Genomic DNA, 21,586 nt, shown 5'->3' on the forward strand with positions numbered 1-21,586 from the left:
GGCAGTCGCCGAACGGCTCGTCCATTAGGCAATCGCCTTATGGATGAGGACGTCCTGCGGTACAAAATGCCTGCCAATGTTCCTTTCTGTTGCATGCAGGAAGGGCGGCGTTCCTGGACGCAAACCATGAAAGCAAGACAGGCCTTGGGAGGGCGGCGTGGCTTCACGCTGCTGGAATTGCTGATTGCCGTGGCGGTGGTCGGCCTGCTCGCGGCCGTCGCCTATCCTTCCTACACTGCCTACGTGCGGCGCGGCAAGATCGCCGCTGCGCTGGGCGAGCTGAGCGCCGTGCGCGTGCGCCTGGAGCAGTACTACCAGGACAACCGCAACTACGGCTCCACGGCCACGGCCTGCGGCGTGCCCATGCCATCGGCGCCCGCCTTCCAGTTCTCGTGCAACTGGGGTCCGGGCGGCACCTCGCAATCCTTCCTCGTCACGGCGACCGGCCAGGCCAGCGGCGGCATGGCCGGCTACGCCTACACCGTGGACCAGGCGGACCAGCAGAAGACGGTGCAGTTCGACGGGGCCGCGGTCGACGCCGGCTGCTGGATGAAGAAGCAGGGGGAATCGTGCTGAGGCGCCGCGGCTTCACCCTGGTGGAGCTGCTGGTGGCGCTCGCCGTGCTCGCGATCGCCGCCACCCTGGCCGCGCCCGGCGTCAGCCAGATGATCGCCAAGCGCAAGGTGCAGGGCGCCGCGCAGAGCATCCTCGACGGCCTGAACCAGGCGCGGGCGGAGGCGGTGCGCCGCAACACGCCGGTGCGCTTCGCGCTGCGCCCCGACGGGATCGGCTGGACGCTGACCCAGGTCTCCTCGGGGGACACCTTGCGCGCGTACAGCAGCGGCGACTGGGCCGACCTGCTGCTCGCTTCCGCCGATGCCGCCACGTCGGTCACCTTCCTGCCCACCGGGCTGCTGCAGGGCGGCACGCAGCTGTCGCGGCTGACCGTCTCCAGCCCCGGCGTGGAGACGGCGAGCCGCCGCATCAACGTGTTCGGCGGCGGGATGATCCGCATGTGCGACCCGGCCGTCACCGCCGACGGCGATCCCAGGCGCTGCTGATGCGAACCGGACCGCGCCCCCGCCGGCCCCAGCAGGGCTTCTCCCTGGTCGAGGTCCTGGTCGCGATCCTCATCTTCGGGCTGGGCGTGCTGGGGCTCATGCGCCTGCAGGCGAGCGCGGTCAAGCTCTCGACCGACGCGCGCCAGCGCGCCGAGGCGACCTTCCTGGCCGACCAGCTGCTGGCCCGCATGCTGATCTCCGATCCCGCGACGGCCGCCAGCTTCAACCACAAGCCGGACGGCACGGTGCCCTGCGCGCCGACCGGCGCCCCTTCCACCAACGCGCAGGTGACCGACTGGCTGGCGCAGGTGACGGCCGCGTTCCCGCGCGTGTCGGCCGGCGAGCAGCAGGTGATCGTCGACGGCAGCGACGTGACGGTGCGCCTGTGCTGGAAGAACGGCGAGGACGACGCGCCGCACACGCTGGAAGTCCACAACCGGGTGCAATGGCCATGAACCGATCCTTCCACCGCATGCGCCAGGCCGGCTTCTCGCTGGTCGAGATGATGGTCGCGAGCGCCGTCGGCCTGATCGTCGCGCTGGCCGTGACGGCCGCCGTGGTCAGCTCCGGCCGCCAGTACGCGATCGTGAGCGCCAATGCCACCGCGCAGGGCGCGGCGCAGATCGCGCTGTCGCTGCTGGACGCCGCGGGGCGCAATGCCGGCGCCGGCTTCTACAGCAGCGGCCGGACGATCTGCCCGACCTGGAATGCCTGGAATGGCAGCACCATGATTTCCGATGGCGCGGCCTTCATGCCGGCGCGCATCGTCGACGGCGGCAGCGGCCCGGACACCCTGGTCTTCACCGGCGGCACCGGCCCGCGCGCGCTTGGCGCCGCGCCCGTGCTGGCCAACACGGCCAATGCCGCGAGCATCAACGTGAGCGACTCCAGCGGCTTCGTGAACGGCGACTACGCCGTGCTCGGCGCGCCCGGCACCGGCCAGCCCTGCATCCTGTTCCAGGTGACGCAGGCGCCCACCGTGGTGGCGTCCTGCGGCGGCAACGCCAACCGCTGCCAGCTGCTGGTGCGCGGGCCCAACGAAGGCATCAACCCGGCGCCCGCGGGTCCGGGCTCCTTCAGCACCGTGCGCACTTTCGGCTTCGAGACGGCGGGCTTCGCCTGGGGGCCGGCCGTGGTGAGCCGCGTGGGCTCGACCGGCACCGGGCTGCGGCAGGACGCCTTCACCGTGCAGTGCCAGTCGCTGGTGCGCTACAACGCCTTCACCACCCCGGCCCTGCCGGCGTGCGCGGAGAACCCGCTCGCCTTCGGCGCGGGCGTCGAGGCGATCGCCGGCGACATCGTGCTGCTGCAGGCGCAGTACGGCGTGAGCAACGCCGGCACCAGCGACGTCGTCGTCCAGTGGGTGGACGCCACGGGGCCGACCTGGGGCGGCACGCCGGCGGTGGACGACATCGCCCGCATCAAGGCCGTGCGCGTCGTGGTGGTCGCCCGCTCGCCCGAGCCGGACGGCTCGGAAGTGACGGCGCCGTGCACCAACGCGGCGGGCGTGGCCAACACGGGCCCCTGCTCGTTCGAGGACGCGGCGGCGCCGGTGATCGACCTCAGCACGGTGCCCGTGCCCGCCGGGCGGACCTGGCGCAACTTCCGCTACCGGGTGCATGCGGCGGTGATCCCGCTGCGCACCGTGATCTGGAGCGACGCATGAAGCGCGAACGCGGCATGGTGCTCATCGTCGTGCTGGTCGTGCTGGTGCTCACGCTGCTGGCCGGCATGAGCGTGATGAACGCCGTGCAGACCGGCAACCAGCTGGCCGGCAACTTCTCCTTCCGGCAGTCGGCGCTGCAGGCCTCCGACCGCGCCATCTCCGACGCGCTGGCCGAGGTCGCCAACCGCGTCTCCGGGGGGCAGGGCAATTCGGCGGTGCCCAACCGCTACCTGCCGGTGATCGAGGCCGCGGTGGACGGCCTGGGCGTGCCGAGCTCGGTGGACTGGACGCAGGTGCCCTGCGTCGACGAGAAGGGCGCGCTGCTCGCCGACTGCGCCGCCGACAACGGCGGCTACCGCGTGCAGTACGTCGTGGAGCGGCGCTGCTCCGCCAACCCGGACTTCGCCGACATCGGCGACCTGCGCGCGCGCTGCGAATACGAGCCGAGCGCGAGCGCCATGTCGGCATCGACGATCGCGTTGCGCTACCGCGTGCTGATCCGCGTGCGCGGGCCGCGCGGCACCGAATCCTGGTTCGAGGCCATGGTGAGCGGCCCGGCATCGACCTAGTTCCAGGGGAGACAGGCATGAACCACCACCCCGGCAAGCTGCGGTCCGCGCTCCTGGCCCTGGCGCTCGCGGCCGCCGCGACGGCCCAGGCCCAGAAGATCGACGACGTGCCGCCGGCCGTGCAGAACAACGTCGCCCCGAACTTCATGTTCATGATCGACAACTCGGGGTCGATGAGCAACATCGTGCCGGCCGCGCCGTACGCGGCGGGCGCCAGCTACTTCGGCAACTGCAGCTCGCGCTCGCTGGTGCCGGCCGGCACCTCGGTGGACCTGCGGGTGGTGAACGGCGCGCCGCGCTTCTTCTACAACGGCACGACCTACCGGCACACCACGCTGTCGGGATCCGAGCCGGCCCGCTGCTTCGACAACGGCGCCACCTACAGCGCGCGGCTGCTCGCGGACACGCGGCTGTCCGGCAGCACGCGCTACCCGGGCAGCGGCTACCTCGACGCCGAATACAGCGGGCACTTCCTGAACTGGTACTTCGGCAACTATGGCGGGCCCGCCACCGGCTGGTTCGACCGCAAGGAAGTGTCGAGCGGGGCGGTGGAGACGCGCATCGAGGTCGCGCGCGCCGCGGCGAAGAGCACGATCGACGCCTTGCCCCTGGGCACCGGCGGGCGGCCCGAGGTGCGCGTGGGCCTGAGCACCTACCGCAGCGCCGGCGGCGCGCTGCGCATCCCCATGGGCGATTTCACCGCGACCCAGCGCACGAACCTCAAGGCGAGCATCGATGCGCTCGACCCCAGCGGCTCGACCCCGCTGGCGACGACCCTGGCGGACATCGGCCGCTACATGGCCACCGGCTACAACGGCAACGTGGCCACGGCCACCGAGGGCAGCGTCAACATCGACCAGCTGTTCGCGATCCGCGGGGCCGACAACGCCTCGCGCAACGCCTGCCTGTCCAACACGCCGGTGGCCTGCAACAGCAACGGCGCCAGCGCCGCGCAGAAGCCGATCCAGTACTGGTGCCAGCGCTCCACCATCTTCGCGATGACGGACGGCCGGCCGCAGAACGACCGGGGCTTCGACTTCAACGGGCACGTGTCCGACTACGACGGCGACTGCAGCGGCGCCAACCGCGCGAACTGCACTTCGGGCGGCTCGCTGCTGCCCTACGACCGCAAGAAGAACCGCAGCTACGAAAGCGCCGGCTCCGACTACATGGACGACGTCGCCAAGCTGCTGTTCGACGTGGACCTGCGGCCCGACCTCGCCAAGCCGGCGCCGGTGCCGCCCGCCACCGCGCGCGCGAAGAACAACGTCAGCACCTACATGATCGGCTTCGCCGACCCGGCGGTGCAGAACGACCCGCTGCTGATCAACACGGCGCGCCAGGGCGGCGGCAAGTTCATCGCCGCCACCGACGGCCCCACGCTGGTCGACGCCTTCCGCGCGGTGATCACCGAGGCGCTGGCGCTGGACGCGGCCGCCGCGGCCGTGGCCGTCACCAACGCGCAGATCACCTCGGGCAGCGTCGGCTACGCCTCCAGCTACAACTCGGGCAGCTGGTACGGCGACCTGGAAGCCTATTCGCTGGACCTCACGACCGGGCTGCAGAACGGGCCGGTGCAATGGTCGGCGCGCGACCGGCTCAACGCGCAGGGCAGCCGCAGGATCGTGTCGTACGACGGGAGCGGCGGCGTGCCCTTCACGACGGCGCAGGGCAGCACCTTCCGGTCGGCCGCGCCCAGCCTGAGCGACGCGGTGATCAACTACACGCGGGGCAGCCGCGCGGGCGAGGGCAGCACCTTCCGCGCGCGCACCCACCTGCTGGGCGACATCATCAACGCCGAGCCGGTGGTCGTGAACTACCCGGGCGGGCCCGTCGTGTTCCAGGCCGCCAACGACGGCATGCTGCACGCCATCGACGGGCGCGTCGAGGCGAGCGCCGCGAGCCGCGGCCAGGAGCTGTGGGCCTACGTGCCCCGCCTGGTGCACGACAAGCTGGCGGCGCGCGCCGAGCCCTTCTTCCAGCACGAGTACATCGTCGACGGCACGCCCGCCACGGCGGAGATCACCGGCGCCGGCAGCATCGCGCGCATCCTGGTCGGCGGCCTCGCCAAGGGCGGCGCCGGCTACTACGCGCTGAACGTCACGAGCGGCACCGCGGCCAACGAGACGGCGGCCGCCGCCAAGGTGCTGTGGGAATTCAAGCCTGCCAACATGGGCTATTCCTTCGGCACGCCGCTCATCGTGAAGACGGCGGCCGGCTGGCGCGTCGTCGTCGCGTCCGGCCTGCGCAACGACACGGCCAGCGGCGGCCTGGGCGGCGACGGCCGCGGCCACGTGTGGGTGCTGGACCCGGCCAGCGGCAACGTGCTGAAGGAATTCGTGACGCCCGCCGGCTTCGGCAGCGCCGGCGCGAGCCTCGGGCTCGCGCACCTGGCGCGCCCGGCCAACGCGAGCGCGACGGCCACCGTGCGCTACGTGCACGGCGGCGACCTGCAGGGCAACGTCTGGCGCTTCGACCTCGACGCGGCCGACGGCACGGCCCCCGCCCGGATCGCGGCGCTGGCCGATGCGTCGGGCCGCGCGCAGCCGGTGACGGCGCCGCCGGTGGTGTCGCCGGTCGCGGGCAGCGCGACGAAGTTCTTCGTCTACGTGGGCACCGGCCAGTACTACTCGCTCGACGACGTGCCCGGCACCGCGACCCCGAACGCCTTCGCGAACCAGGTGCAGTCCATCTACGGCATCGTCGACGACACCTCCGTGGCCTCGCCCTCTCTGCCCGACATCCGGGGCAGCGGCGGCAGCCACTGCCCGGCCAATGGCGGCAACGGCGACTTCGCCTGCCAATCGGCCACGCAGGGCGGCGACGGCGCGTATACCGTCAGCCACAACGCGGTGGACCTCTCGGTGCGGCGCGGCTTCTATCTCGACATCCCGATCGCCGGCGGCCGCGTGAACACCCAGCCCGCGCTCACCGTCGGCGGCACGCTGGTCGTGGTGGTGAACCAGCCCTCCAACGTGGTGTGCAACCCGGGCGGCTCCAGCTACCTGTTCCAGCTGTCGGCGGCCACGGGCGGCGCGGTGCTCAAGGCCTGGGGCGGATCCGACTACTACCCGGCGGTCTTCACGATCGCGAACGCGCTGTCCAGCCGGCCGGTGATCGTGATCACGAGCAGCGGCCCCCGCGGCATCCTGCGCCTCTCGGACAAGACCACGCAGAGCCGCGAGATCAACGAGACGGCGGGCAGTTCCCCCGCGTTCCGCAGGATCTACGTGCGGCCGCTGAACTGAGTCCGGCGCGCCGCGTTAAGCTCGGGCGATGCATTCCGAATCCCTGCTGCCGGCGGACTGCCTGGCGGCCACGTCCCTGGTGGACAGCGACCACGCCGCCGTCCGCGAATTCGCCCAGGCCCATGCACGCGGCGCCACCCCGCGCGAGCAGGCCGTGGCCCTGTACTACGCCGTGCGCGACGGCTTCCGCTACGACCCCTACCGCCTGGACCTGAGCCCCGAGGGCATGCGCGCCAGCACCGTGCTGGCGCAGGGCTACGGCTGGTGCGTGACGAAGGCGGCCCTGCTGGCCGCGGCCTGCCGCGCGAGCGGCATCCCGGCGCGCCTGGGCTTCGCCGACGTGCGCAACCACCTGTCCACGCAGCGCATGCGCGACACGATGACCACCGACGTGTTCATCTGGCACGGCTACACCGAGGTCTGGCTGGACGGCCGGTGGCGCAAGGCCACGCCGGCCTTCAACGTGGAACTGTGCGACCGCTTCGGCCTGCTGCCGCTGGAGTTCGACGGCGTGGAGGACTCGATCTACCACCCCTTCGACAAGAGCGGGCAGCGTCACATGGAGTACCTGGCCGAGCGCGGCAGCTTCGCCGACGTGCCGCTGGACCGCATGCTGGCCGACTTCCGCGCGGTCTACCCGCGCTGGCTGCACGGGGCCGATGCGCGCAGCGAGCTGCACGGCAGCGACTTCCTGGGCGACGTCGCGCGGGAGCCCGGGGCTGGCTGAGCGCTTGCGGGCGGGACGGCGCAGGCCGACCGGGGCCGTCGCCGCACGACTACACGGCGGCGTGCGCCGCAGCGCTACGGTAAGGCATTGCCCCGATGGAGCCATGCCATGCCCCAGCATTTCCCCGTCCTGCGCGCGCTCGCCCTGGTGCTGCCCCTGAGCTTCGTGGCGGCGCCGCCGGCGTCGTTCGCGAAGGAAGCGCAGCACGCGAGCAGCGCGAAGAAGAAGTCCTCCGCCATCGTCGCCACGCCCTTCCCGGCCGACGCGACGCAGCACGCGCAGCAGCTCAATGCGGACACGGCGACGCCCGAACTGTCGAAGGGCGACAAGGGCGCCGCCGTCGTGCGCGCCCAGGTCATGCTCGATCGCGACTGGTTCTCGGTCGGCGAGATCGACGGCAGCTTCGGCCACAACATGGAGCGCGCCGTCGCCGCGTTCCAGAACGCGCGCGGACTGCCCGTGACCGGCAAGGTGGACGCCGCCACGTGGAGCGCGCTGGAGCAGGGGCAGGCGCCCGCGTTCGCCACCTACGTGCTGACCGACAAGGACGTGAACGCCGGCTACGCGAAGCTGCCCGACGATCCGGTGGCGCTCTCGCAGGTGCCGTCGCTCGCGTACGAGAGCCTCGGCGAGGCGCTGGGCGAGCGCTTCCACATGAGCCCCAAGCTGCTGCACGCGCTGAACGAAGGGCGTGACCTGCGGGCGGGCCAGGCCATCGTCGTCACCGACGTGGGCCGCGCGGCCGCGCTGCCGGCGCAGGCGAGCGCCGTGCGCATCGACAAGTCGGCCGAGATGCTCTTCATCCTCGGTCCCGCCGGCGAGGTGCTGGGCGCCTTCCCCGTGAGCATCGGCAGCTCGCAGGACCCGCTGCCGATCGGCATGCTGAAGATCACGAGCGAGGTGAAGAACCCCGACTACAGCTACGACCCCTCGCTGCTGCGCAACCCGAAGGCCAGCGAGAAGCTGCGGCTGCCGCCGGGGCCCAACAGCCCGGTGGGCGTCGTGTGGATGGGACTGACCAAGGAGCACTGGGGCATCCACGGCACTTCGGAGCCTTCGCAGATGTCGCGCGTGGAGACCAACGGCTGCGTGCGGCTGACCAACTGGGACGCGGTGCGGCTGTCCACCGTCGTCGGCATCGGAACCCCCGTGGAGGTCCAGGCATGAAACGCATCACCACGCTCACCCTGGTGGCCGCGCTCGCGGCGATCGGACTGGCCGGCTGCGAACGCGAGCCGCCGCGGACCACCGTGACGCCGCCGACGCAGGCGCAGCCGCAGGAGGCGGCTCCCGCGCCGGCCGCTCCGCCCACCGAACCCGCGGCCGGGTCCATGTCGTCCGCCGAGCCCTTGCCCGAACCGGCGCAGCCCGGCACGTCTGCCATGGGCGCGCAGCCCGCCGAACCGGCGGCGAGCGCCGCGCCGGCGCCGCAGGCCGGCGCCGCGCCCACGCCGCAGGACGACGCGGCCTCCACGCCGCCCGGCAGCGCCGCGCCCACCGAGATGTCGCGCTTCCACGGCGTGGCGCTGCGCCCGGGCGGCGACGTCGAAGGGCAGCGGCTGCTCCTGCAGCACGCCCTGCTGGTGCCGGTGGCGGGCGTCGCGCCGGACGCGCTGTCCGACAACTACCGGCAAAGCCGCGGCAGCCGCACGCACGAGGCCATCGACATCCTGGCGCCGGCCGGCACGCCCGTGCTGGCCACCGACGACGGCCGCATCGCCAAGCTGTTCCACAGCAAGCCCGGCGGGCTGACGATCTACCAGTTCGATCCGGCGGAGCGGCTCGCCTTCTACTACGCGCACCTGCAGCGCTATGCGCAGGGCGTGCAGGAAGGCATGGACGTGAAGCGCGGCGACGTGATCGGCTACGTCGGCAGCAGCGGCAACGCGGACCCCGGCACGCCGCACCTGCACTTCGCGGTGTTCAGGCTGGGCGATCCGCCGAAGTGGTGGCAGGGCGAGGCGGTGAATCCGTACCCGGCGCTCGCGCGCGCGCGGTTCGCGTCACGTTGAGCCCGGCCAGGCGCGCGCGAGCCACAGGTACAGCGCCGCGCCGAGCGCCAGCAGCCCGCTCGCGATCCACAGCGAGAGCGAGAAGCCCTGCGCCGCCGAGGCGCTGCGCGCCACCAGCCCCGCGGCCAGCGGCGGGCCGGCGATCTGGCCCAGTCCGTACATCGCGGTCAGCAGGCCCATGAAGCTGGTGGGCTGCAGCGGCCGCAGGCGGCGCGCCTCCTGCATGGCGAAGAAGGTGATGGCGGTGAAGGGCAGGCCCAGCAGCAGGCTGCCGATCGCGAAGCCCGCGAGGCTGGGGCTCAGCAGGCTCGCGACGATGCCCACCGCCTGCACGGCGTAGCAGGCGGCGAGCCGCAGGCGCAGGTCGCCGGCGGAGCGCAGGCGCGAGGCGAGGACCGCGCCCAGCATGACGCCCGCGCCGAACAGCGGCCAGAACAGGTCCAGCCAGGCGGAGCCGGGCAACGCCTGCCGCGCGATGACCGGCAGGAAGGTGGCCGTGATGATGTAGCCGATGCCCGCGATCCCATAGGCGACGCTGAGCACGCCCATTTCCAGCGGGCCCGCCCGCGGCGCCGACGCGGCCGCGCCGAGCTGCGCCGTCGCACCGGCGCCGCGCGCTACGGCGGGCGACGCGGCCGCGCCGAGCTGCGCCGTCGCACCGGCGCCGCGCGCTACGGCGGGCGCCGGCACGCCCAGGCGGGCGTCGAACACGCGCCACACCCAGGCCGTGAGCAGCACGGCCAGCACGCCGAAGGAGAACCAGCCGGCGGCGGCGCTCGTTCCCAGCGCGACCAGCGCGCTGGCGACGAGCCCGCTCGCCACGATGCCGGCGCCGGGGCCGACGTAGATCAGCGCGCCCATCGCGGGCTCGTCCCGTCGCGCCAGCTGCTCCAGGCACCAGCCGGAGGTGTAGAGGAACACGACGGCGCTCGCCACGCCGGCCGCGAAGCGCAGCAGCGTCCACGCCCCCGGCACGTGCAGCGCCATGGCCAGCGTGAGGAGCACCGTCGCGACGAGGCCCCAGCGCACCAGGCGCGGCCCGTTCACGGCGGGCGCCCGGCCCAGGCGGCGCCACAGCCAGGGCTGGAAGGTGAGGGCGAGCGCGCCCAGCAGGTAGCCGAGGTAGTTCGCGCTGGCCAGCAGGCTCGCGCCGGCGAGGTCCACGGACTTCTCGGCCAGCATCATGGGCAGCAGGGGGGTGAAGGCGAAGCGGCCGATGCCCATGGCGACGGCCAGCGCCACGGAGCCGGCGAGCGCGATCGCGAGGGGACGAAGCGATGGGCGGTCGGGCACGGCGCGCAGTTTCGCACGGGCGGCCCGGCCCTCCGCGCGGGGAGGCTACCATCTGACCCATGAAAATAATGATCGCGCTGCGTCCCTGCAGCCCGGGCCTGGCGCGCCGCCTGGGCGCCGACGAGGCCCTTGCCAAGGCGCTCGGCGCCAAGCCCAATCCCGCCGTCGGCTTCCTGTTCCCCCGCTTCTTCGACTCCGCCGGGCCGGTGCTGCCACGCCTGCTGGCCCTGGCCGAGGGCGAGCCGGTGAGCTTCGTGCGCGACGTGCACTGCACCGCCGCCGAACTCGAGGGCTGCAGCCATTTCGAGGCCGTGTGCCGCTCTACCATCGGCCAGACCCGCGCGGACTCCAAGGCGACCATGGCCGCCTACCACCAGGACACGCTGCATCCCACGGCGAGCCGCTGGGCCGTGCGCCTGCCCCAGCGCATCTTCCTGAGCAAGCCGGTCGCCGACGGCGCCATCAGCCACGTGGACGAATGGACCGGCGAATACGTGCTGGGCCCGCAGGTGGCGCAGGCGCTGCGCGAAAGCGGCCTGACCGGCTTCGAGCTGCGGCCCGTGCTGCACCACAAGACGGGCGAGGCGCACGAGGTCGGCCACCACCTGGTCGCCCGCACGCTGCTGCCGGCGGCGCTGGAGGACGCGACCACGTTCGAGACCTTCGACGACGGCCCGCGCCAGCCCTCGACGCCGCGCCGCTACGGCCTGCTCACCTACGCCGAAGGGGCACTGGAAGACAGCCCCGACCTGGCCCGCACGGCCGAGCCCTGGGGCCACTGGCGCACGCCGGTGTGGATCGTGCGCCAGCGCGCGCGCGCCTGGTTCGAGCAGCAGCAGGTGCGCGGCTGGAAGTTCCAGCCGGTCCTGGCCGCCGGCAGCCGCCTGCACGCGGAGCACACGCAGCGCTGGAGCGACCTGCTCGGCACGCTCAAGGCGGCGGGCGCTTCGGTGCTGGCGTGAGCCGCTAGCGCGCCACCAGCACAGGGATCGTCGACTCGGCGACGACCTTCGCGGCGACGCTGCCCAGCACGAGCCGCTGGACGCCCGTGCGGCCGTGGGAGCCGACCACGATCAGGTCGGAGCCCAGCTCGCGCGCCGAGTCCACAATGCCCACGGCGGCCGTGGCGTCCTCCACCAGGCGCGGCTGGCAGGTGACGCCGGCCTGCGCGCACAGGTCCATGACCTTCTGGTGCGCCCGCGCCGCGTGCTGCTGCGCGGCCGACATGTAGGCCTGGAAGCCGAGCGGATTGGCTTCGCCGACGCCCAGGTACGGATAGGGGTCCACGACGTACAGCGCCGTCAGCTTGGCGCCGTGCGCGCGCGCCAGCTCCACGGCCAGCGAGGCCGCCTTCTCGGAGGCGGCGGAACCGTCGGTGGCAAAGAGGATGCGCTGGAACATGCGGGTTCTCCTTTCTTGCGGGCTGCGGCGATGGCGCTAGCATAGTGCGCGCCGCAGGGTGCGGCACGGAGGGGTGCCCAATGCCGCAGTTGATCGCCACGGTGCAAGGCGTCGAGGTCAAGCACGTGTACCTGCACAAGGACCGCACGACGCTCGGCCGCAAGACCGACAACGACATCGTCCTGGACACCATGGTGGTCAGCGGCCGCCACTGCGCGTTCGACCTCGTCGGCGTGGCCGACGTCTTCATCGTCGACCTGGGCAGCACCAACGGCACCTACGTCAACGACCGCATGATCAAGGACCGCACGCACCTGTCGGACGGCGACGTGATCGCGATCGGCCCCTACCGGATCCGCTACCTGCAGGCGAGCGAGGAGCCCAGCACCTTCAGCGGCACGCAGACCTTCATGCAGGATTCCATCCCGCTGCAGGCCGTCTTCACCGTCGAGACCGGCTCCTCGGCCGGGCTCGAGGTGCCGGTCGTGAAGGCCGTCACGACCTTCGGCAAGCCGGGCATCTCCGTGGTGTCGGTGGCACAGCGGCGCGGCGGCTACTTCGTCTCGCCCTTGACGGGCAACACCGCGCCGCTGCTCAATGGCCGGCCCATGGGCGCCGACCCGGTGCTGTTGTCGGATCAGGACGTGCTGGAGCTCGCCGGCACGCGGATGCGGTTCCAGCTGAGGGAATGAGGGCACAATGGCCGCATGGGGCTGATCGATCGCATCTTCGGCAACGGCAGGGAACGCGAACCCTCCGGGACCACCCAGTTCCATGAAAGCGAACCGGAGTCCGACGACCAGGAGGGCTCGCGCAACGCGCCGCGCCGGGAGCTCGTGCAGGTGGTGCTGCGCGACACGATGCGCCGGCACGGGGTGCCGTCCGACTGGATCGAGTGCCGCATCCTCTCCACCGTCCATCGCACCGGGCGGCACGGCCTGCACGTCAACTTCGTCGTCAAGAAGGCCCACGACCAGCTGCTGGTCTACGTCTTCGCCTTCCAGGACAGCTTCGAGAGGGAGCTCGCCCGCTTCGACCCCCGCGCGCGCGACTGGCTCCTGAGCCTGGGCTGGGAATTCCAGGGCTTCGACGCCGCGGACATGCCCGATCCGAACACCTGGGTGCAGAGCGGGCCGGCGCCGCTGCATCCGCCGCTGGTGCAGCGGGACTGGCGCGCGCCGGAAAGCGGCTTCGGCAACTCGCAGCGCGGCGAGGAAGAGGCGCCGCGCTCGGACGACGAAGTGCAGCGCGACCTGCAGGCGCTGTTCGCGATCCGCGACGCCGCGCTGGCGCAGACGCGGCCCGATCCGGAAGACGACGCGCCCAACGACTTCCAGCCCACGCAGCCCTTCGACGACGCGGGGAACGTGAAAAAGTAGCGACCCTCCGTTACGCCCCGAAACCCCCTTCCGCGCCCGGAACAGCGAGGATCGCTGGCTTGTTCAACCGGAAGGACTGCTATGAAGAAGAAACTGGGTGGGAGCCCGGCCGCGTGGATGGCCGGGGCGGCGAGCACGCTGGCGGCGATCGCGCTGGCCGCGTGTGGCGGCGGCGGCGGCGATGCCGCGGGCGTGGGGACCGTGCAGGTCTCGATGACCGACGCGCCGGCCTGCTACAAGCAGGTGGTGGTCACGGTCGAGAAGGTGCGGGTGCAGTCCAGCAGCGACGCCGGTGAATCCGAGAACGCCTGGAAGGACATCGAGCTGGCGAGCGGGCCGGTGCAGGTGGACCTGCTGACGCTCACCAACGGCGATCTGCAGGAGCTGGGGCAGACCACGGTGGAAGCCGGGCGCTACACGCAGCTGCGGCTGGTGCTGGCCGACAATCCGGCCAGCGGCGACCCCGCGAACTACGTCGTGACGAACGACGGCGAGACCAAGCCGCTGAAGACGCCGAGCGGCCAGCAGAGCGGCCTGAAGATCAAGGGCGACTTCCGGGTCGACGCGGACGAGACCACGCCGGTGCTGCTGGACTTCGACGCCTGCAAGTCGGTCGTCGTGGCGGGCAACTCCGGCCAGTACATCCTGAAGCCGGTGGTGCGCCTGAGCGAGCGGGCGAGCGCCTCGATCCAGGGCTACGTGACCACGACCATGAGCCTGTCCGGCACCACGGTCTCGGCGCAGCAGGGCGGGCAGATCATCCGTTCGACCACCCCCGACGACAAGGGCAAGTTCACCCTGGCCTACCTCCCCTCGGGAACGTACAACGTGGTGATCACTTCCGAGAACCGCGCCACCGGCCTGATCTCCAGCGTGCCCGTCGGCACGACCAGCGTGGTCCTGAACGGCACGTCCACGGCCGTGGTGCTGCCCACGTCCAGGATGGGCACCGTGACGGGCACGGTCACCGCCGACGGCGACCCCGTGACCGATGCGGTCGTCACCGCGCAACAGACCGTGGACTCGAAGGTGCTGGAAATCGCCAGCACCAACGTCGACGCCACGAGCGCCGCGTACACGCTGGTGCTGCCCGCGGCGGCCCCGGTGCGCTACAACTGGACCTTCGGCAGCGGCCTGTCCGCCCCGGCCACCTTCGCCGACGCGGCCGGCGAATACACGCTGCGCGCCGACTCGCCGACCCAGGGCACCCACGAGCGCTCGCTCACCGTGACCGGCGACGCCACCACGACCGCGGACATCGCGTACTGAGCGTCAACCGAAGGACGCGAGCGTGTGGTAGCCGCGTCCCCCCGGCAGCGTGCGCACCAGCGCATGGCTGCCGGCGGCGCGCCAGCGCACCGGCGTGAACGCCGCCGGCGGCCGCGCGCCGAAGGCCTTGCGCGCCAGCGTCACGTGCGGCCGCCAGGGACGCGCCTCCAGCGCGATGTCCAGCGCGGCGAGGCGCGCCGCCAGTTCCGCGTGCAGCGCCGCGAGCTCCGGCGGCACCGTGCTCGCCTCCAGCACCGCGATGCCACCCGGCCACACCCGCGCCTCGTCGAACACGAGTTCGGCGCCCGGCCAGGGGACGGCCAGGGTCGTGCGCAGCGCCGGCAGGCGCGCATCCGCCACGGAACCGAGGAAATGCAGCGTGACGTGCAGCCGCTCGGGCCGCGTGGCGCGCGCCTGCGCCGGCCAGGACCAGGCGGCCGCATGCGCCTGCAGCGCCTCCAGCACGCCGGCGGGCGGCCACAGAGCCAGGAACAGGCGCAGCGTGTCGGGCGGCGCGGCTTGCATGTGGTCATTGTCGGCGGCCCATTTGTAGTCCATGGTCATTAATCGGGCGCCCGCGCGTGTCGGATGGTGCCGAATCTTTGGCTGTCGAGCAGCAAGATGGCTCATGAGCCGTTACAGTGACGGCCGATGACGACGCCCGAGCTGCCGGCAGACGTACGCCGGTTCCTCCTCACCAGCGTTCCCTCGGTCCCCTACCTGGAAGCGCTGCTGCTGCTGCGATCCAACCCGGACCAGGCCTGGGATGCCGCCCAGCTGGCCCGCCGCCTCTACGTCCCCGAACGCACGGGGGCGGAACTCGTCGCGCTGCTGCGCGACAGCACGATCGCCCAGCCGGTGGAAGACACCGGCGCGGTGCGCTACGCGCCGGCGGCCGAGCTGGCCGAACTGCTCGACCGCGTCGCCCATTCCTACGCCACGGACCTGGTCACGGTCTCGGGGCTCATCCATTCACGCATCGACCGGCGGGCCCAGCAGTTCGCCGACGCTTTCCGATTCCGCAAGGAGTAACAAAAGGCGAAGCCATGGCCTCGGTGATCTATACCCTTTGCGCGCTGACCTCGATCACGTGCTTCGTGCTGCTGTGGCGCAGCTGGAGCGCGAGCGGCGCGCGGCTGTTGTTCTGGAGCGCGCTCTGCTTCGCCTGCCTGAGCGTCAACAACGTGCTGCTGGTGCTGGACCGCGTGGTGACCGTGGTGCAGACGGACTTCAGCCTGTGGCGCCTGGTCTGGGCCGCGGGAGCCGTGCTGCTGCTGCTGTTCGGACTGATCTGGGAGGAGGACTGAATGCCGCAGATGATGATGGGGGCCATCGCCGCCGGCTGGCTGATCGCCGGGTTGTTCTTCTTCCGCTTCTGGCGCCACACGCACGACCGCTTCTTCCTCTGGTTCGCGCTGTCGTTCTGGCTGGAGGCGGGCAACCGCGTGGCGCTGGGCCTGGTGGCCGGCGCGGGCGAGGACACCCCGGCGTTCTACGGCGTGCGCGTGATCGCCTACGGCCTCATCCTGCTGGCCATCTGGCAGAAGAACCGCCCCCGTCGCAAGGACTAGAGCAACTCAGAAAAATCCGCTGCGCGGATTTTTCCGAGTTGTTTGATCAGTGCGGCCAGGACCGGCAAAGCCGGATCCTGTCCGCAAGGGAGACTGCGCTGCATGTTATTCCGCGCAGTCTTCGAGGCGGGCAGCTCAAAGCTGCCCGCCGGGCGAGAACCGCGCGGAATAACATGCAGCGCGGTTCCCCCTGTGAGAAGGATCCGGCTTCGCCGGTCCTTCTCACACATGCTGAACCACTGCAAAAAGTCGCTTGCGACTTTTTGCAGTGAATCTCTAGAGCTTCGGGATCCGCAGCGTCTTGCTGATCATCAGGCTGCCGGAGAGCACGAACAGCAGCGACAGCGGGTGCAGGTCCCAGGGACCGAGCTGCAGCACGCCGCCCCAGGCGCGGTCGCCCAGGCGGTCCTGCCAGGCGGCCCAGGCGAGCAGGCCCGTCAGCACCACGCTGGTCGGGATGGGCGTTCCCTCGAAGTACTTCACCTTGCCGGACGCGTCGCCGGCGAGTTCCTCCGCCGTCACGTTGTAGCGGGCCAGCCGGCTCACGCCGCAGCAGACGAAGTAGATCAGCGCCACGGCGTCCCAGCCGCCCTGCAGGCCGGCGGCGAAGGCCAGGGCCGCGGGGGCGACGCCGAAGGAGATCACGTCCGAGAGCGAATCGAGCTCGCGCCCGAGCGGCGAGTGCTGGTGGCGCGCCCGGGCGATGCGGCCATCGAGCACGTCGAAGGCGAAGGCCGCGGGCGCCAGCGCCGCCGCCACGAAGAAGTAGGTGCGGTCGCCCTCGGCCAGGTACAGCATCGCCAGCAGCACGGCGCCCACCCCGCAGGCGGCATTGCCCAGGGTGAAGAAGTCGGCCAGGTGGAATTCCCGGACCAGGGAGAAGTGGCGTGGCGCGCTGCGTTGCATGGCTCTCGTTCCCGGTGCTGGCCGCCACCATAAGCTCCAGCTTGGGTTCGCCCCGTCGGCCCGCGGCCGGCGGCGCTGTAGGATCGGCGCCATGCAGCCCACGCCGCGCGAAGCCATCGAATCCCCGTACGCCTGGACCCGCCTGGCGATGTCGCTGCTGCTGATGACGATCGGCGGCTCCGGCATGTACTCGATCACCGTGGTGCTGCCGCGCATGCAGCAGGACTTCGGCATCACGCGCGGCGACGCCTCGCTGGCCTACACGCTGACGATGATCGGCTTCGGCGTCGGCGGCATCGCGATGGGCAAGCTGGCCGACCGCATCGGCATCATGCTCGTGCTGATGCTGGGCGCCGTGGGGCTGGGCGTGGGCTACATCGCGGCCGGGCTGGCGCCCGGGCTGGCGCTGTTCTCGCTGGCCCAGGGCGTGCTGATCGGGCTGGTGGGCACCTCGGTCACCTTCGCGCCGCTGGTGGCGGACACCTCGCGCTGGTTCGACCGCCGCCGCGGCATCGCGCTGGCGATCTGCATGAGCGGCAACTACACGGCCGGCGCCTTCTGGCCGCCGGTCATGCAGCACTTCATCGATGCCGTGGGCTGGCGCCAGACCTACATCGGCATGGGGGTCTTCTGCATCGTGAGCATGGTGCCCCTGGCGCTGCTGCTGCGCCGGCCGCCGCCGCCCCAGGCGCCGGCCATGCCTGCCGCTGCGAACGCCGGCGCGCAGGCCGGGACGGCCGCACGCCGTCCGCTCGGACTGTCGCCCAACGTGCTGATCGGGCTGCTGTCGCTGGCCGGCGTCGCCTGCTGCGTGGCGATGTCGATGCCGCAGGTGCACATCGTCGCCTACTGCACCGACCTCAACTTCGGCGCGGCGCGCGGCGCGGAGATGCTGTCGCTGATGCTGGGCATGGGCGTCGTGAGCCGGCTGGTGTCCGGCTGGATCTCCGACCGCATCGGCGGGCTGCGGACGCTGCTGCTCGGCTCGCTGCTGCAGGGCGCGGCGCTGATGATGTTCCTGCCTTCGGACGGGCTGGTGTCGCTCTACGTCGTGTCGGGCCTGTTCGGGCTGTTCCAGGGCGGCATCGTGCCGGCCTACGCGCTGATCGTGCGCGAGTACTTCCCGGCGGAAGAGGCGGGCGGCCGGGTCGGCACGGTGCTGATGGCCACGCTGCTGGGCATGGCGCTGGGCGGCTGGATGTCGGGCGCGGTGTTCGACCTCACGGGTTCGTACCACGCGGCCTTCCTGAACGGGATCGCGTGGAACCTGCTCAACCTGTCGATCGTGGGCTTCCTGCTGTGGCGCGCGACGTCCCTGGGCCTGATCCGCGGCTGGCCGGCGGGGGCAGGGCGCGCGGCCGCCTGAGGGCGGAACTTGTCATCCCGGGCTCGACCCGGGATCCATGGGATGCGTGGCACCACGCCACCAGTGGATTGCGGCTCAAGGCCGCAATGACATGTCTCTCACCACTTCCAGCAGCCGGTCCAGCCCGCCCTCGTTGATCTGCACCATCGCCTGTTCGCGCACCTTCGGCTTGGCGTGATACGCGACCGACAGCCCGGCCTCGCCCAGCATCGGCAGGTCGTTCGCGCCGTCGCCGATCGCGATCGCCTGCTTCGGCGAGATGCCCAGCTGCGCGCAGGTCTCCAGCAGCATCTTGCGCTTCTCCGCGCCGTCGCAGATGTCGCCCCAGGGCTGGTCCACCATGCGGCCGGTCAGTTCGCCGCAGTTGGGGCCCGAGCGGACCTCCAGCACGTTGGAGCGCACGTAGTCGATGCCCAGCTTGTCGCGGATGCGGTCGGTGAAGAAGGTGAAGCCGCCGGAGACCAGCAGCGTCTTCAGGCCCGCGGCCTTGCAGGCCTGCACCAGCTTCTCCGCGCCGGGATTGAGCTGCAGCCGCTGCGTGTAGACCATCTCCAGGTCCGCCATGGTCACTCCGCGCAGCAGCGCGACGCGGCGGCGCAGGCTTTCCTTGTAGTCCGCGATCTCGCCGCGCATGGCGGCCTCGGTGATGGCCGCGACTTCGTCCTTGTACCCGGCCATGTCGGCGATCTCGTCCACGCATTCGATGTTGATCAGCGTGGAGTCCATGTCGAAGGCGACGAGGCGGTAGTCCTTCAGGGCGAGCGGGGGCGTGAAGCCCTGGACCGCGAGGCCCGGGGCGAATTCTTGGGCAGGCATGGCCGGATTGTCCCGCAGATCGCCGGCCACGCCGGCCGCCGGGGCATCACGCGTCGGGGGTGAACCGCCGCAGCAGCGGCCCGAGGATGTCCACCGGCAGCGGGAACACGATGGTCGAGTTCTTGTCCGCGGCGATCACGGTCAGCGTTTCCAGGTAGCGCAGCTGCAGGGCCTGCGGCTGGCGACCCAGCACCTCGGCGGCCTCCGCCAGCTTGTGCGACGCCTGCAGCTCGCCCTCCGCGTGGATCACCTTCGCGCGGCGCTCCCGCTCCGCCTCCGCCTGGCGGGCGATGGCGCGGATCATGGTCTCGTCGATGTCGACATGCTTGATCTCCACGTTGGTGACCTTGATGCCCCAGGCGTCCGTCTGCGCATCCAGGATCTTCTGCACGTCGAGGTTGATCCGCTCGCGGTCCGACAGGATGCCGTCGAGCTCGTGCTTGCCGACCACCGCGCGCAGCGTGGTCTGCGCCAGCTGGCTGGTCGCCTCCAGGTAGCGCTCCACCTGGATGATGGCGCGCGCGGCGTCGACCACCTGGAAGTACAGGACCGCGTTCACCTTGACCGACACGTTGTCGCGCGTGATGACATCCTGGCTCGGGATGTCCATCACGAGCACGCGCAGGTCCACGCGCACCATCTGCTGGATGCCGGGGATCAGGATCACGAGGCCCGGCCCCTTCACCTTCCAGAAGCGCCCGAGCTGGAACACGACGCCGCGTTCGTACTCGCGCAGGATGCGCAGCGCCGAGGCGAGGAACACCACCACCAGGAACACCACCGCGCCGAATCCGAGGCCGCCAGCCAGCATGTCGTTCTCCTTGTTCGTCCCGCCTTCAGGCGGAGTCCACGTCCAGCACGCCGTCGCCCAGGCCGGTCACCCGCACCCGGTCGCCGGCGCGCAGCTGCGCCGGGCCGCGCACCTTCCAGTGCACGCCCTGCAGCAGGGCCCAACCCTCGCCGCCGGCGAATTCCACGAGTTCGCCGCTCGCGCCCAGCATCGTCTGCTTCCCGGTGACCACGGGGCGCTGCCGCGACTTCGCGGCCATGCCGGCAACCAGCACGATGAAGGCCGCCGAGACCGCCGCCAGGCCGCCGGCCAGCGGCAGCGGGATGCCCCAGCCCGGCGACTCGCTGTCGATCAGCATCACGGCGCCGAAGCCCAGGGCCACGGCGCCGCCCAGCCCCAGCGCGCCGAAGCTGGGTAGGAAGGCCTCGGCCACGAGGAAGGCGATGCCCAGGACGATCAGCGCCAGTCCCGCGTAGTTGAGCGGCAGCATCTGCAGCGCGAACAGCGCGAGCAGCAGGCAGATCGCGCCGACCACGCCCGGCGCCACCATGCCGGGGCTGCTGAACTCGAAGATGAGGCCGTACACGCCGACCATCATCAGGAGCAGGGCGAGGCTGGGATTGGTGATGACCGAGAGCAGGCGGCTGCGCCAGTCCTCCTCGAAGGCGATCACGGGCGCATCGCGCGTCTGCAGCTTCCGCACGCCGGCTGCCGTGCGGACCTCGCGGCCATCGAGCTGGCGCAGCAGCGCGGGCACGTCGTCCGCGACGGCGTCGACCACGTGCAGCTGCAGCGCCTCGCCCGCCGGCAGGCTCACCGCCTCGCGCACCGCGCGCTCGGCCCAGTCGGCATTGCGCCCGCGCAGCTGCGCGAGGCTGCGGATGTAGGCCGCCGCGTCCGCCACGCGCTTGGCCGCCATGGCGTCGCCGCCCTCGGCCGCGGCCGGCGCGCTCGCGCCGGAGGCGGGCCGCGCGGCAGGCAGCGGATTGGACGGCTGGCTGCCCGGCAGGCCGATGGCGACCGGCGTCGCGGCGCCGAGGTTGCTCGCCGGCGTCATGGCCGCGACGTGGCTGGCGTAGAGCAGGTAGGTGCCGGCGCTGGCCGCCCGCGCGCCGCCGGGCGCGACGAAGGTCGCCACCGGCACGGGCGAGGACAGGATGTCCTTGATCATGCTGCGCATCGCGGCGTCGAGCCCGCCGGGCGTGTCGACCTGCAGCACCAGCAACTGCGCCTCGTGGCGGCGCGCCTGCGCGAGACCGCGCCGCAGGTAGTCCGCCGTGGCCGGGCCGATCGCGCCGTCCACCTGCAGCACCAGCACCGGCCGGGCAACACCCTGCGCGAGGGCCCAGGGCATGGCGAGCAGCAGGGCCAGCAGGCAGAGCAGGCGGCGCACGGTCGGGCGCATGGTCCGAGTCTAGGCCGTGGGGCCGCGCAGTCAACCGTCGGGCCGTCGCGGCGCTGCGCGGCCTGCAGGACGAGGCCCAAGGACCTAAGATGGACGCGGGAGGGCTG

General features: G+C 71.7%; 24 protein-coding genes. 17 read left to right on the forward strand and 7 right to left on the reverse strand.

All coding sequences use genetic code 11. The features are described 5' to 3' along the window. Window positions 1–126: 126 nt before the first annotated feature. The 9 genes from ACY0MJ_RS15385 to ACY0MJ_RS15425 all read left to right on the forward strand — a co-directional run bounded on the left by ACY0MJ_RS15385 (window position 127) and on the right by ACY0MJ_RS15425 (window position 9,283). The gene (locus ACY0MJ_RS15385) at window positions 127–576 is read left to right on the forward strand and encodes a type IV pilin protein (RefSeq protein WP_462639369.1); all 450 of its coding nucleotides are present in this window, start codon (window positions 127–129) and stop codon (window positions 574–576) included. After that, window positions 570–1,061, forward strand: coding sequence for a GspH/FimT family pseudopilin (locus tag ACY0MJ_RS15390; RefSeq protein ID WP_462639370.1), 492 nt, complete (start codon window positions 570–572; stop codon window positions 1,059–1,061). The genes ACY0MJ_RS15385 and ACY0MJ_RS15390 overlap by 7 nt, the downstream gene beginning before the upstream one ends. After that, window positions 1,061–1,516, forward strand: coding sequence for a type IV pilus modification protein PilV (gene pilV, locus ACY0MJ_RS15395; RefSeq protein WP_462639371.1), 456 nt, complete (start codon window positions 1,061–1,063; stop codon window positions 1,514–1,516). Before ACY0MJ_RS15390 ends, pilV begins: the two co-directional genes overlap by 1 nt. Beyond that, window positions 1,513–2,727 carry a PilW family protein gene (locus ACY0MJ_RS15400; RefSeq protein WP_462639372.1) on the forward strand — a complete coding sequence of 405 codons (1,215 nt, stop codon included), beginning with the start codon at window positions 1,513–1,515 and terminating at the stop codon, window positions 2,725–2,727. The genes pilV and ACY0MJ_RS15400 overlap by 4 nt, the downstream gene beginning before the upstream one ends. Continuing rightward, entirely contained in the window at window positions 2,724–3,296 is a 573-nt protein-coding gene (locus ACY0MJ_RS15405) for a hypothetical protein (protein WP_462639373.1), read from the forward strand. The genes ACY0MJ_RS15400 and ACY0MJ_RS15405 overlap by 4 nt, the downstream gene beginning before the upstream one ends. A 17-nt stretch (window positions 3,297–3,313) precedes the next feature. Then, a complete protein-coding gene (locus ACY0MJ_RS15410) occupies window positions 3,314–6,544 on the forward strand; it encodes a pilus assembly protein (RefSeq protein ID WP_462639374.1) in 3,231 nt (1,076 codons plus the stop codon). A 28-nt stretch (window positions 6,545–6,572) separates the two neighbouring features. Next, window positions 6,573–7,271: a transglutaminase-like domain-containing protein gene (locus tag ACY0MJ_RS15415; RefSeq protein WP_462639375.1), complete on the forward strand. Its 699-nt coding sequence runs from the start codon at window positions 6,573–6,575 to the stop codon at window positions 7,269–7,271. A 108-nt stretch (window positions 7,272–7,379) separates the two neighbouring features. Continuing rightward, a complete protein-coding gene (locus tag ACY0MJ_RS15420; protein ID WP_462639376.1) occupies window positions 7,380–8,438 on the forward strand; it encodes a L,D-transpeptidase family protein in 1,059 nt (352 codons plus the stop codon). Continuing rightward, window positions 8,435–9,283: a M23 family metallopeptidase gene (locus ACY0MJ_RS15425; RefSeq protein WP_462639377.1), complete on the forward strand. Its 849-nt coding sequence runs from the start codon at window positions 8,435–8,437 to the stop codon at window positions 9,281–9,283. Before ACY0MJ_RS15420 ends, ACY0MJ_RS15425 begins: the two co-directional genes overlap by 4 nt. Here ACY0MJ_RS15425 and ACY0MJ_RS15430 read toward each other — a convergent pair. Then, complete coding sequence (locus tag ACY0MJ_RS15430) at window positions 9,275–10,576, reverse strand: YbfB/YjiJ family MFS transporter (protein ID WP_462639378.1); 1,302 nt, start codon at window positions 10,574–10,576, stop codon at window positions 9,275–9,277. The two genes, ACY0MJ_RS15425 and ACY0MJ_RS15430, sit on opposite strands and share 9 nt — an antisense overlap. A 59-nt stretch (window positions 10,577–10,635) precedes the next feature. On the opposite strand from ACY0MJ_RS15430, the gene ACY0MJ_RS15435 reads away from it, so the two are divergent. Further along, window positions 10,636–11,538, forward strand: a complete 903-nt coding sequence (locus tag ACY0MJ_RS15435; protein ID WP_462639379.1) for a hypothetical protein — start codon at window positions 10,636–10,638, stop codon at window positions 11,536–11,538. Window positions 11,539–11,542: 4 nt separating this feature from the next. Here ACY0MJ_RS15435 and ACY0MJ_RS15440 read toward each other — a convergent pair whose 3' ends face one another. Next, window positions 11,543–11,977, reverse strand: a complete 435-nt coding sequence (locus ACY0MJ_RS15440; RefSeq protein WP_462639380.1) for a universal stress protein — start codon at window positions 11,975–11,977, stop codon at window positions 11,543–11,545. Window positions 11,978–12,057: 80 nt separating this feature from the next. On the opposite strand from ACY0MJ_RS15440, the gene ACY0MJ_RS15445 reads away from it, so the two are divergent. The 3 genes from ACY0MJ_RS15445 to ACY0MJ_RS15455 all read left to right on the forward strand — a co-directional run bounded on the left by ACY0MJ_RS15445 (window position 12,058) and on the right by ACY0MJ_RS15455 (window position 14,625). Then, on the forward strand, window positions 12,058–12,669 hold the full coding sequence (locus ACY0MJ_RS15445; protein WP_462639381.1) for an FHA domain-containing protein: 612 nt from the start codon (window positions 12,058–12,060) through the stop codon (window positions 12,667–12,669). 15 nt (window positions 12,670–12,684) lie between these two features. Beyond that, window positions 12,685–13,356, forward strand: a complete 672-nt coding sequence (locus ACY0MJ_RS15450) for a hypothetical protein (protein WP_462639382.1) — start codon at window positions 12,685–12,687, stop codon at window positions 13,354–13,356. Window positions 13,357–13,437: 81 nt separating this feature from the next. Beyond that, the gene (locus ACY0MJ_RS15455; protein WP_462639383.1) at window positions 13,438–14,625 is read left to right on the forward strand and encodes a DUF4382 domain-containing protein; all 1,188 of its coding nucleotides are present in this window, start codon (window positions 13,438–13,440) and stop codon (window positions 14,623–14,625) included. A 3-nt stretch (window positions 14,626–14,628) separates the two neighbouring features. Here the strand turns inward: ACY0MJ_RS15455 and thpR are convergent, their stop codons facing one another. After that, on the reverse strand, window positions 14,629–15,150 hold the full coding sequence (thpR, locus tag ACY0MJ_RS15460; protein ID WP_462639384.1) for an RNA 2',3'-cyclic phosphodiesterase: 522 nt from the start codon (window positions 15,148–15,150) through the stop codon (window positions 14,629–14,631). A 126-nt stretch (window positions 15,151–15,276) separates the two neighbouring features. Between thpR and ACY0MJ_RS15465 the strand changes: the two genes are divergently transcribed. From ACY0MJ_RS15465 to ACY0MJ_RS15475, 3 genes are read left to right on the forward strand one after another with little or no spacing between them, the layout of a single operon-like run. Then, window positions 15,277–15,657, forward strand: coding sequence for a hypothetical protein (locus tag ACY0MJ_RS15465; protein ID WP_462639385.1), 381 nt, complete (start codon window positions 15,277–15,279; stop codon window positions 15,655–15,657). Window positions 15,658–15,671: 14 nt separating this feature from the next. Continuing rightward, window positions 15,672–15,932, forward strand: a complete 261-nt coding sequence (locus tag ACY0MJ_RS15470; RefSeq protein ID WP_462639386.1) for a DUF5985 family protein — start codon at window positions 15,672–15,674, stop codon at window positions 15,930–15,932. After that, the gene (locus tag ACY0MJ_RS15475; protein ID WP_462639387.1) at window positions 15,933–16,196 is read left to right on the forward strand and encodes a DUF5985 family protein; all 264 of its coding nucleotides are present in this window, start codon (window positions 15,933–15,935) and stop codon (window positions 16,194–16,196) included. 276 nt (window positions 16,197–16,472) lie between these two features. On the opposite strand, the gene ACY0MJ_RS15480 is transcribed toward ACY0MJ_RS15475, so the two are convergent. After that, the gene (locus ACY0MJ_RS15480) at window positions 16,473–17,102 is read right to left on the reverse strand and encodes a CDP-alcohol phosphatidyltransferase family protein (RefSeq protein ID WP_462639388.1); all 630 of its coding nucleotides are present in this window, start codon (window positions 17,100–17,102) and stop codon (window positions 16,473–16,475) included. Window positions 17,103–17,193: 91 nt separating this feature from the next. Here ACY0MJ_RS15480 and ACY0MJ_RS15485 point away from each other — a divergent pair, with 91 nt between their 5' ends. Continuing rightward, window positions 17,194–18,468, forward strand: coding sequence for an MFS transporter (locus ACY0MJ_RS15485; RefSeq protein WP_462639389.1), 1,275 nt, complete (start codon window positions 17,194–17,196; stop codon window positions 18,466–18,468). Between the two features lie 75 nt (window positions 18,469–18,543). Here ACY0MJ_RS15485 and serB read toward each other — a convergent pair whose 3' ends face one another. From serB to ACY0MJ_RS15500, 3 genes are read right to left on the reverse strand one after another with little or no spacing between them, the layout of a single operon-like run. Then, window positions 18,544–19,284 carry a phosphoserine phosphatase SerB gene (gene serB, locus ACY0MJ_RS15490; protein ID WP_462639390.1) on the reverse strand — a complete coding sequence of 247 codons (741 nt, stop codon included), beginning with the start codon at window positions 19,282–19,284 and terminating at the stop codon, window positions 18,544–18,546. Between the two features lie 46 nt (window positions 19,285–19,330). Beyond that, a complete protein-coding gene (locus ACY0MJ_RS15495; RefSeq protein ID WP_462639391.1) occupies window positions 19,331–20,095 on the reverse strand; it encodes a slipin family protein in 765 nt (254 codons plus the stop codon). A gap of 25 nt (window positions 20,096–20,120) precedes the next feature. Continuing rightward, window positions 20,121–21,479, reverse strand: coding sequence for an NfeD family protein (locus tag ACY0MJ_RS15500; protein ID WP_462639392.1), 1,359 nt, complete (start codon window positions 21,477–21,479; stop codon window positions 20,121–20,123). Between the last annotated feature and the right edge of the window lie 107 nt (window positions 21,480–21,586).

It is taken from the genome of Ramlibacter sp. bp-362 (assembly GCF_054956735.1).

Coding starts and splice junctions, on each gene's coding strand:
- ACY0MJ_RS15385 (WP_462639369.1), top strand. CDS start 127: ATGAAAGCAAGACAGGCCTTGGGAGGGCGGCGTGGCTTCACGCTGCTG.
- pilV (WP_462639371.1), top strand. CDS start 1,061: ATGCGAACCGGACCGCGCCCCCGCCGGCCCCAGCAGGGCTTCTCCCTG.
- ACY0MJ_RS15400 (WP_462639372.1), top strand. CDS start 1,513: ATGAACCGATCCTTCCACCGCATGCGCCAGGCCGGCTTCTCGCTGGTC.
- ACY0MJ_RS15405 (WP_462639373.1), top strand. CDS start 2,724: ATGAAGCGCGAACGCGGCATGGTGCTCATCGTCGTGCTGGTCGTGCTG.
- ACY0MJ_RS15410 (WP_462639374.1), top strand. CDS start 3,314: ATGAACCACCACCCCGGCAAGCTGCGGTCCGCGCTCCTGGCCCTGGCG.
- ACY0MJ_RS15415 (WP_462639375.1), top strand. CDS start 6,573: ATGCATTCCGAATCCCTGCTGCCGGCGGACTGCCTGGCGGCCACGTCC.
- ACY0MJ_RS15420 (WP_462639376.1), top strand. CDS start 7,380: ATGCCCCAGCATTTCCCCGTCCTGCGCGCGCTCGCCCTGGTGCTGCCC.
- ACY0MJ_RS15425 (WP_462639377.1), top strand. CDS start 8,435: ATGAAACGCATCACCACGCTCACCCTGGTGGCCGCGCTCGCGGCGATC.
- ACY0MJ_RS15435 (WP_462639379.1), top strand. CDS start 10,636: ATGAAAATAATGATCGCGCTGCGTCCCTGCAGCCCGGGCCTGGCGCGC.
- ACY0MJ_RS15440 (WP_462639380.1), bottom strand. CDS start 11,977: ATGTTCCAGCGCATCCTCTTTGCCACCGACGGTTCCGCCGCCTCCGAG.
- ACY0MJ_RS15445 (WP_462639381.1), top strand. CDS start 12,058: ATGCCGCAGTTGATCGCCACGGTGCAAGGCGTCGAGGTCAAGCACGTG.
- ACY0MJ_RS15450 (WP_462639382.1), top strand. CDS start 12,685: ATGGGGCTGATCGATCGCATCTTCGGCAACGGCAGGGAACGCGAACCC.
- ACY0MJ_RS15455 (WP_462639383.1), top strand. CDS start 13,438: ATGAAGAAGAAACTGGGTGGGAGCCCGGCCGCGTGGATGGCCGGGGCG.
- thpR (WP_462639384.1), bottom strand. CDS start 15,150: ATGCAAGCCGCGCCGCCCGACACGCTGCGCCTGTTCCTGGCTCTGTGG.
- ACY0MJ_RS15465 (WP_462639385.1), top strand. CDS start 15,277: ATGACGACGCCCGAGCTGCCGGCAGACGTACGCCGGTTCCTCCTCACC.
- ACY0MJ_RS15470 (WP_462639386.1), top strand. CDS start 15,672: ATGGCCTCGGTGATCTATACCCTTTGCGCGCTGACCTCGATCACGTGC.
- ACY0MJ_RS15475 (WP_462639387.1), top strand. CDS start 15,933: ATGCCGCAGATGATGATGGGGGCCATCGCCGCCGGCTGGCTGATCGCC.
- ACY0MJ_RS15480 (WP_462639388.1), bottom strand. CDS start 17,102: ATGCAACGCAGCGCGCCACGCCACTTCTCCCTGGTCCGGGAATTCCAC.
- ACY0MJ_RS15485 (WP_462639389.1), top strand. CDS start 17,194: ATGCAGCCCACGCCGCGCGAAGCCATCGAATCCCCGTACGCCTGGACC.
- serB (WP_462639390.1), bottom strand. CDS start 19,284: ATGCCTGCCCAAGAATTCGCCCCGGGCCTCGCGGTCCAGGGCTTCACG.
- ACY0MJ_RS15495 (WP_462639391.1), bottom strand. CDS start 20,095: ATGCTGGCTGGCGGCCTCGGATTCGGCGCGGTGGTGTTCCTGGTGGTG.
- ACY0MJ_RS15500 (WP_462639392.1), bottom strand. CDS start 21,479: ATGCGCCCGACCGTGCGCCGCCTGCTCTGCCTGCTGGCCCTGCTGCTC.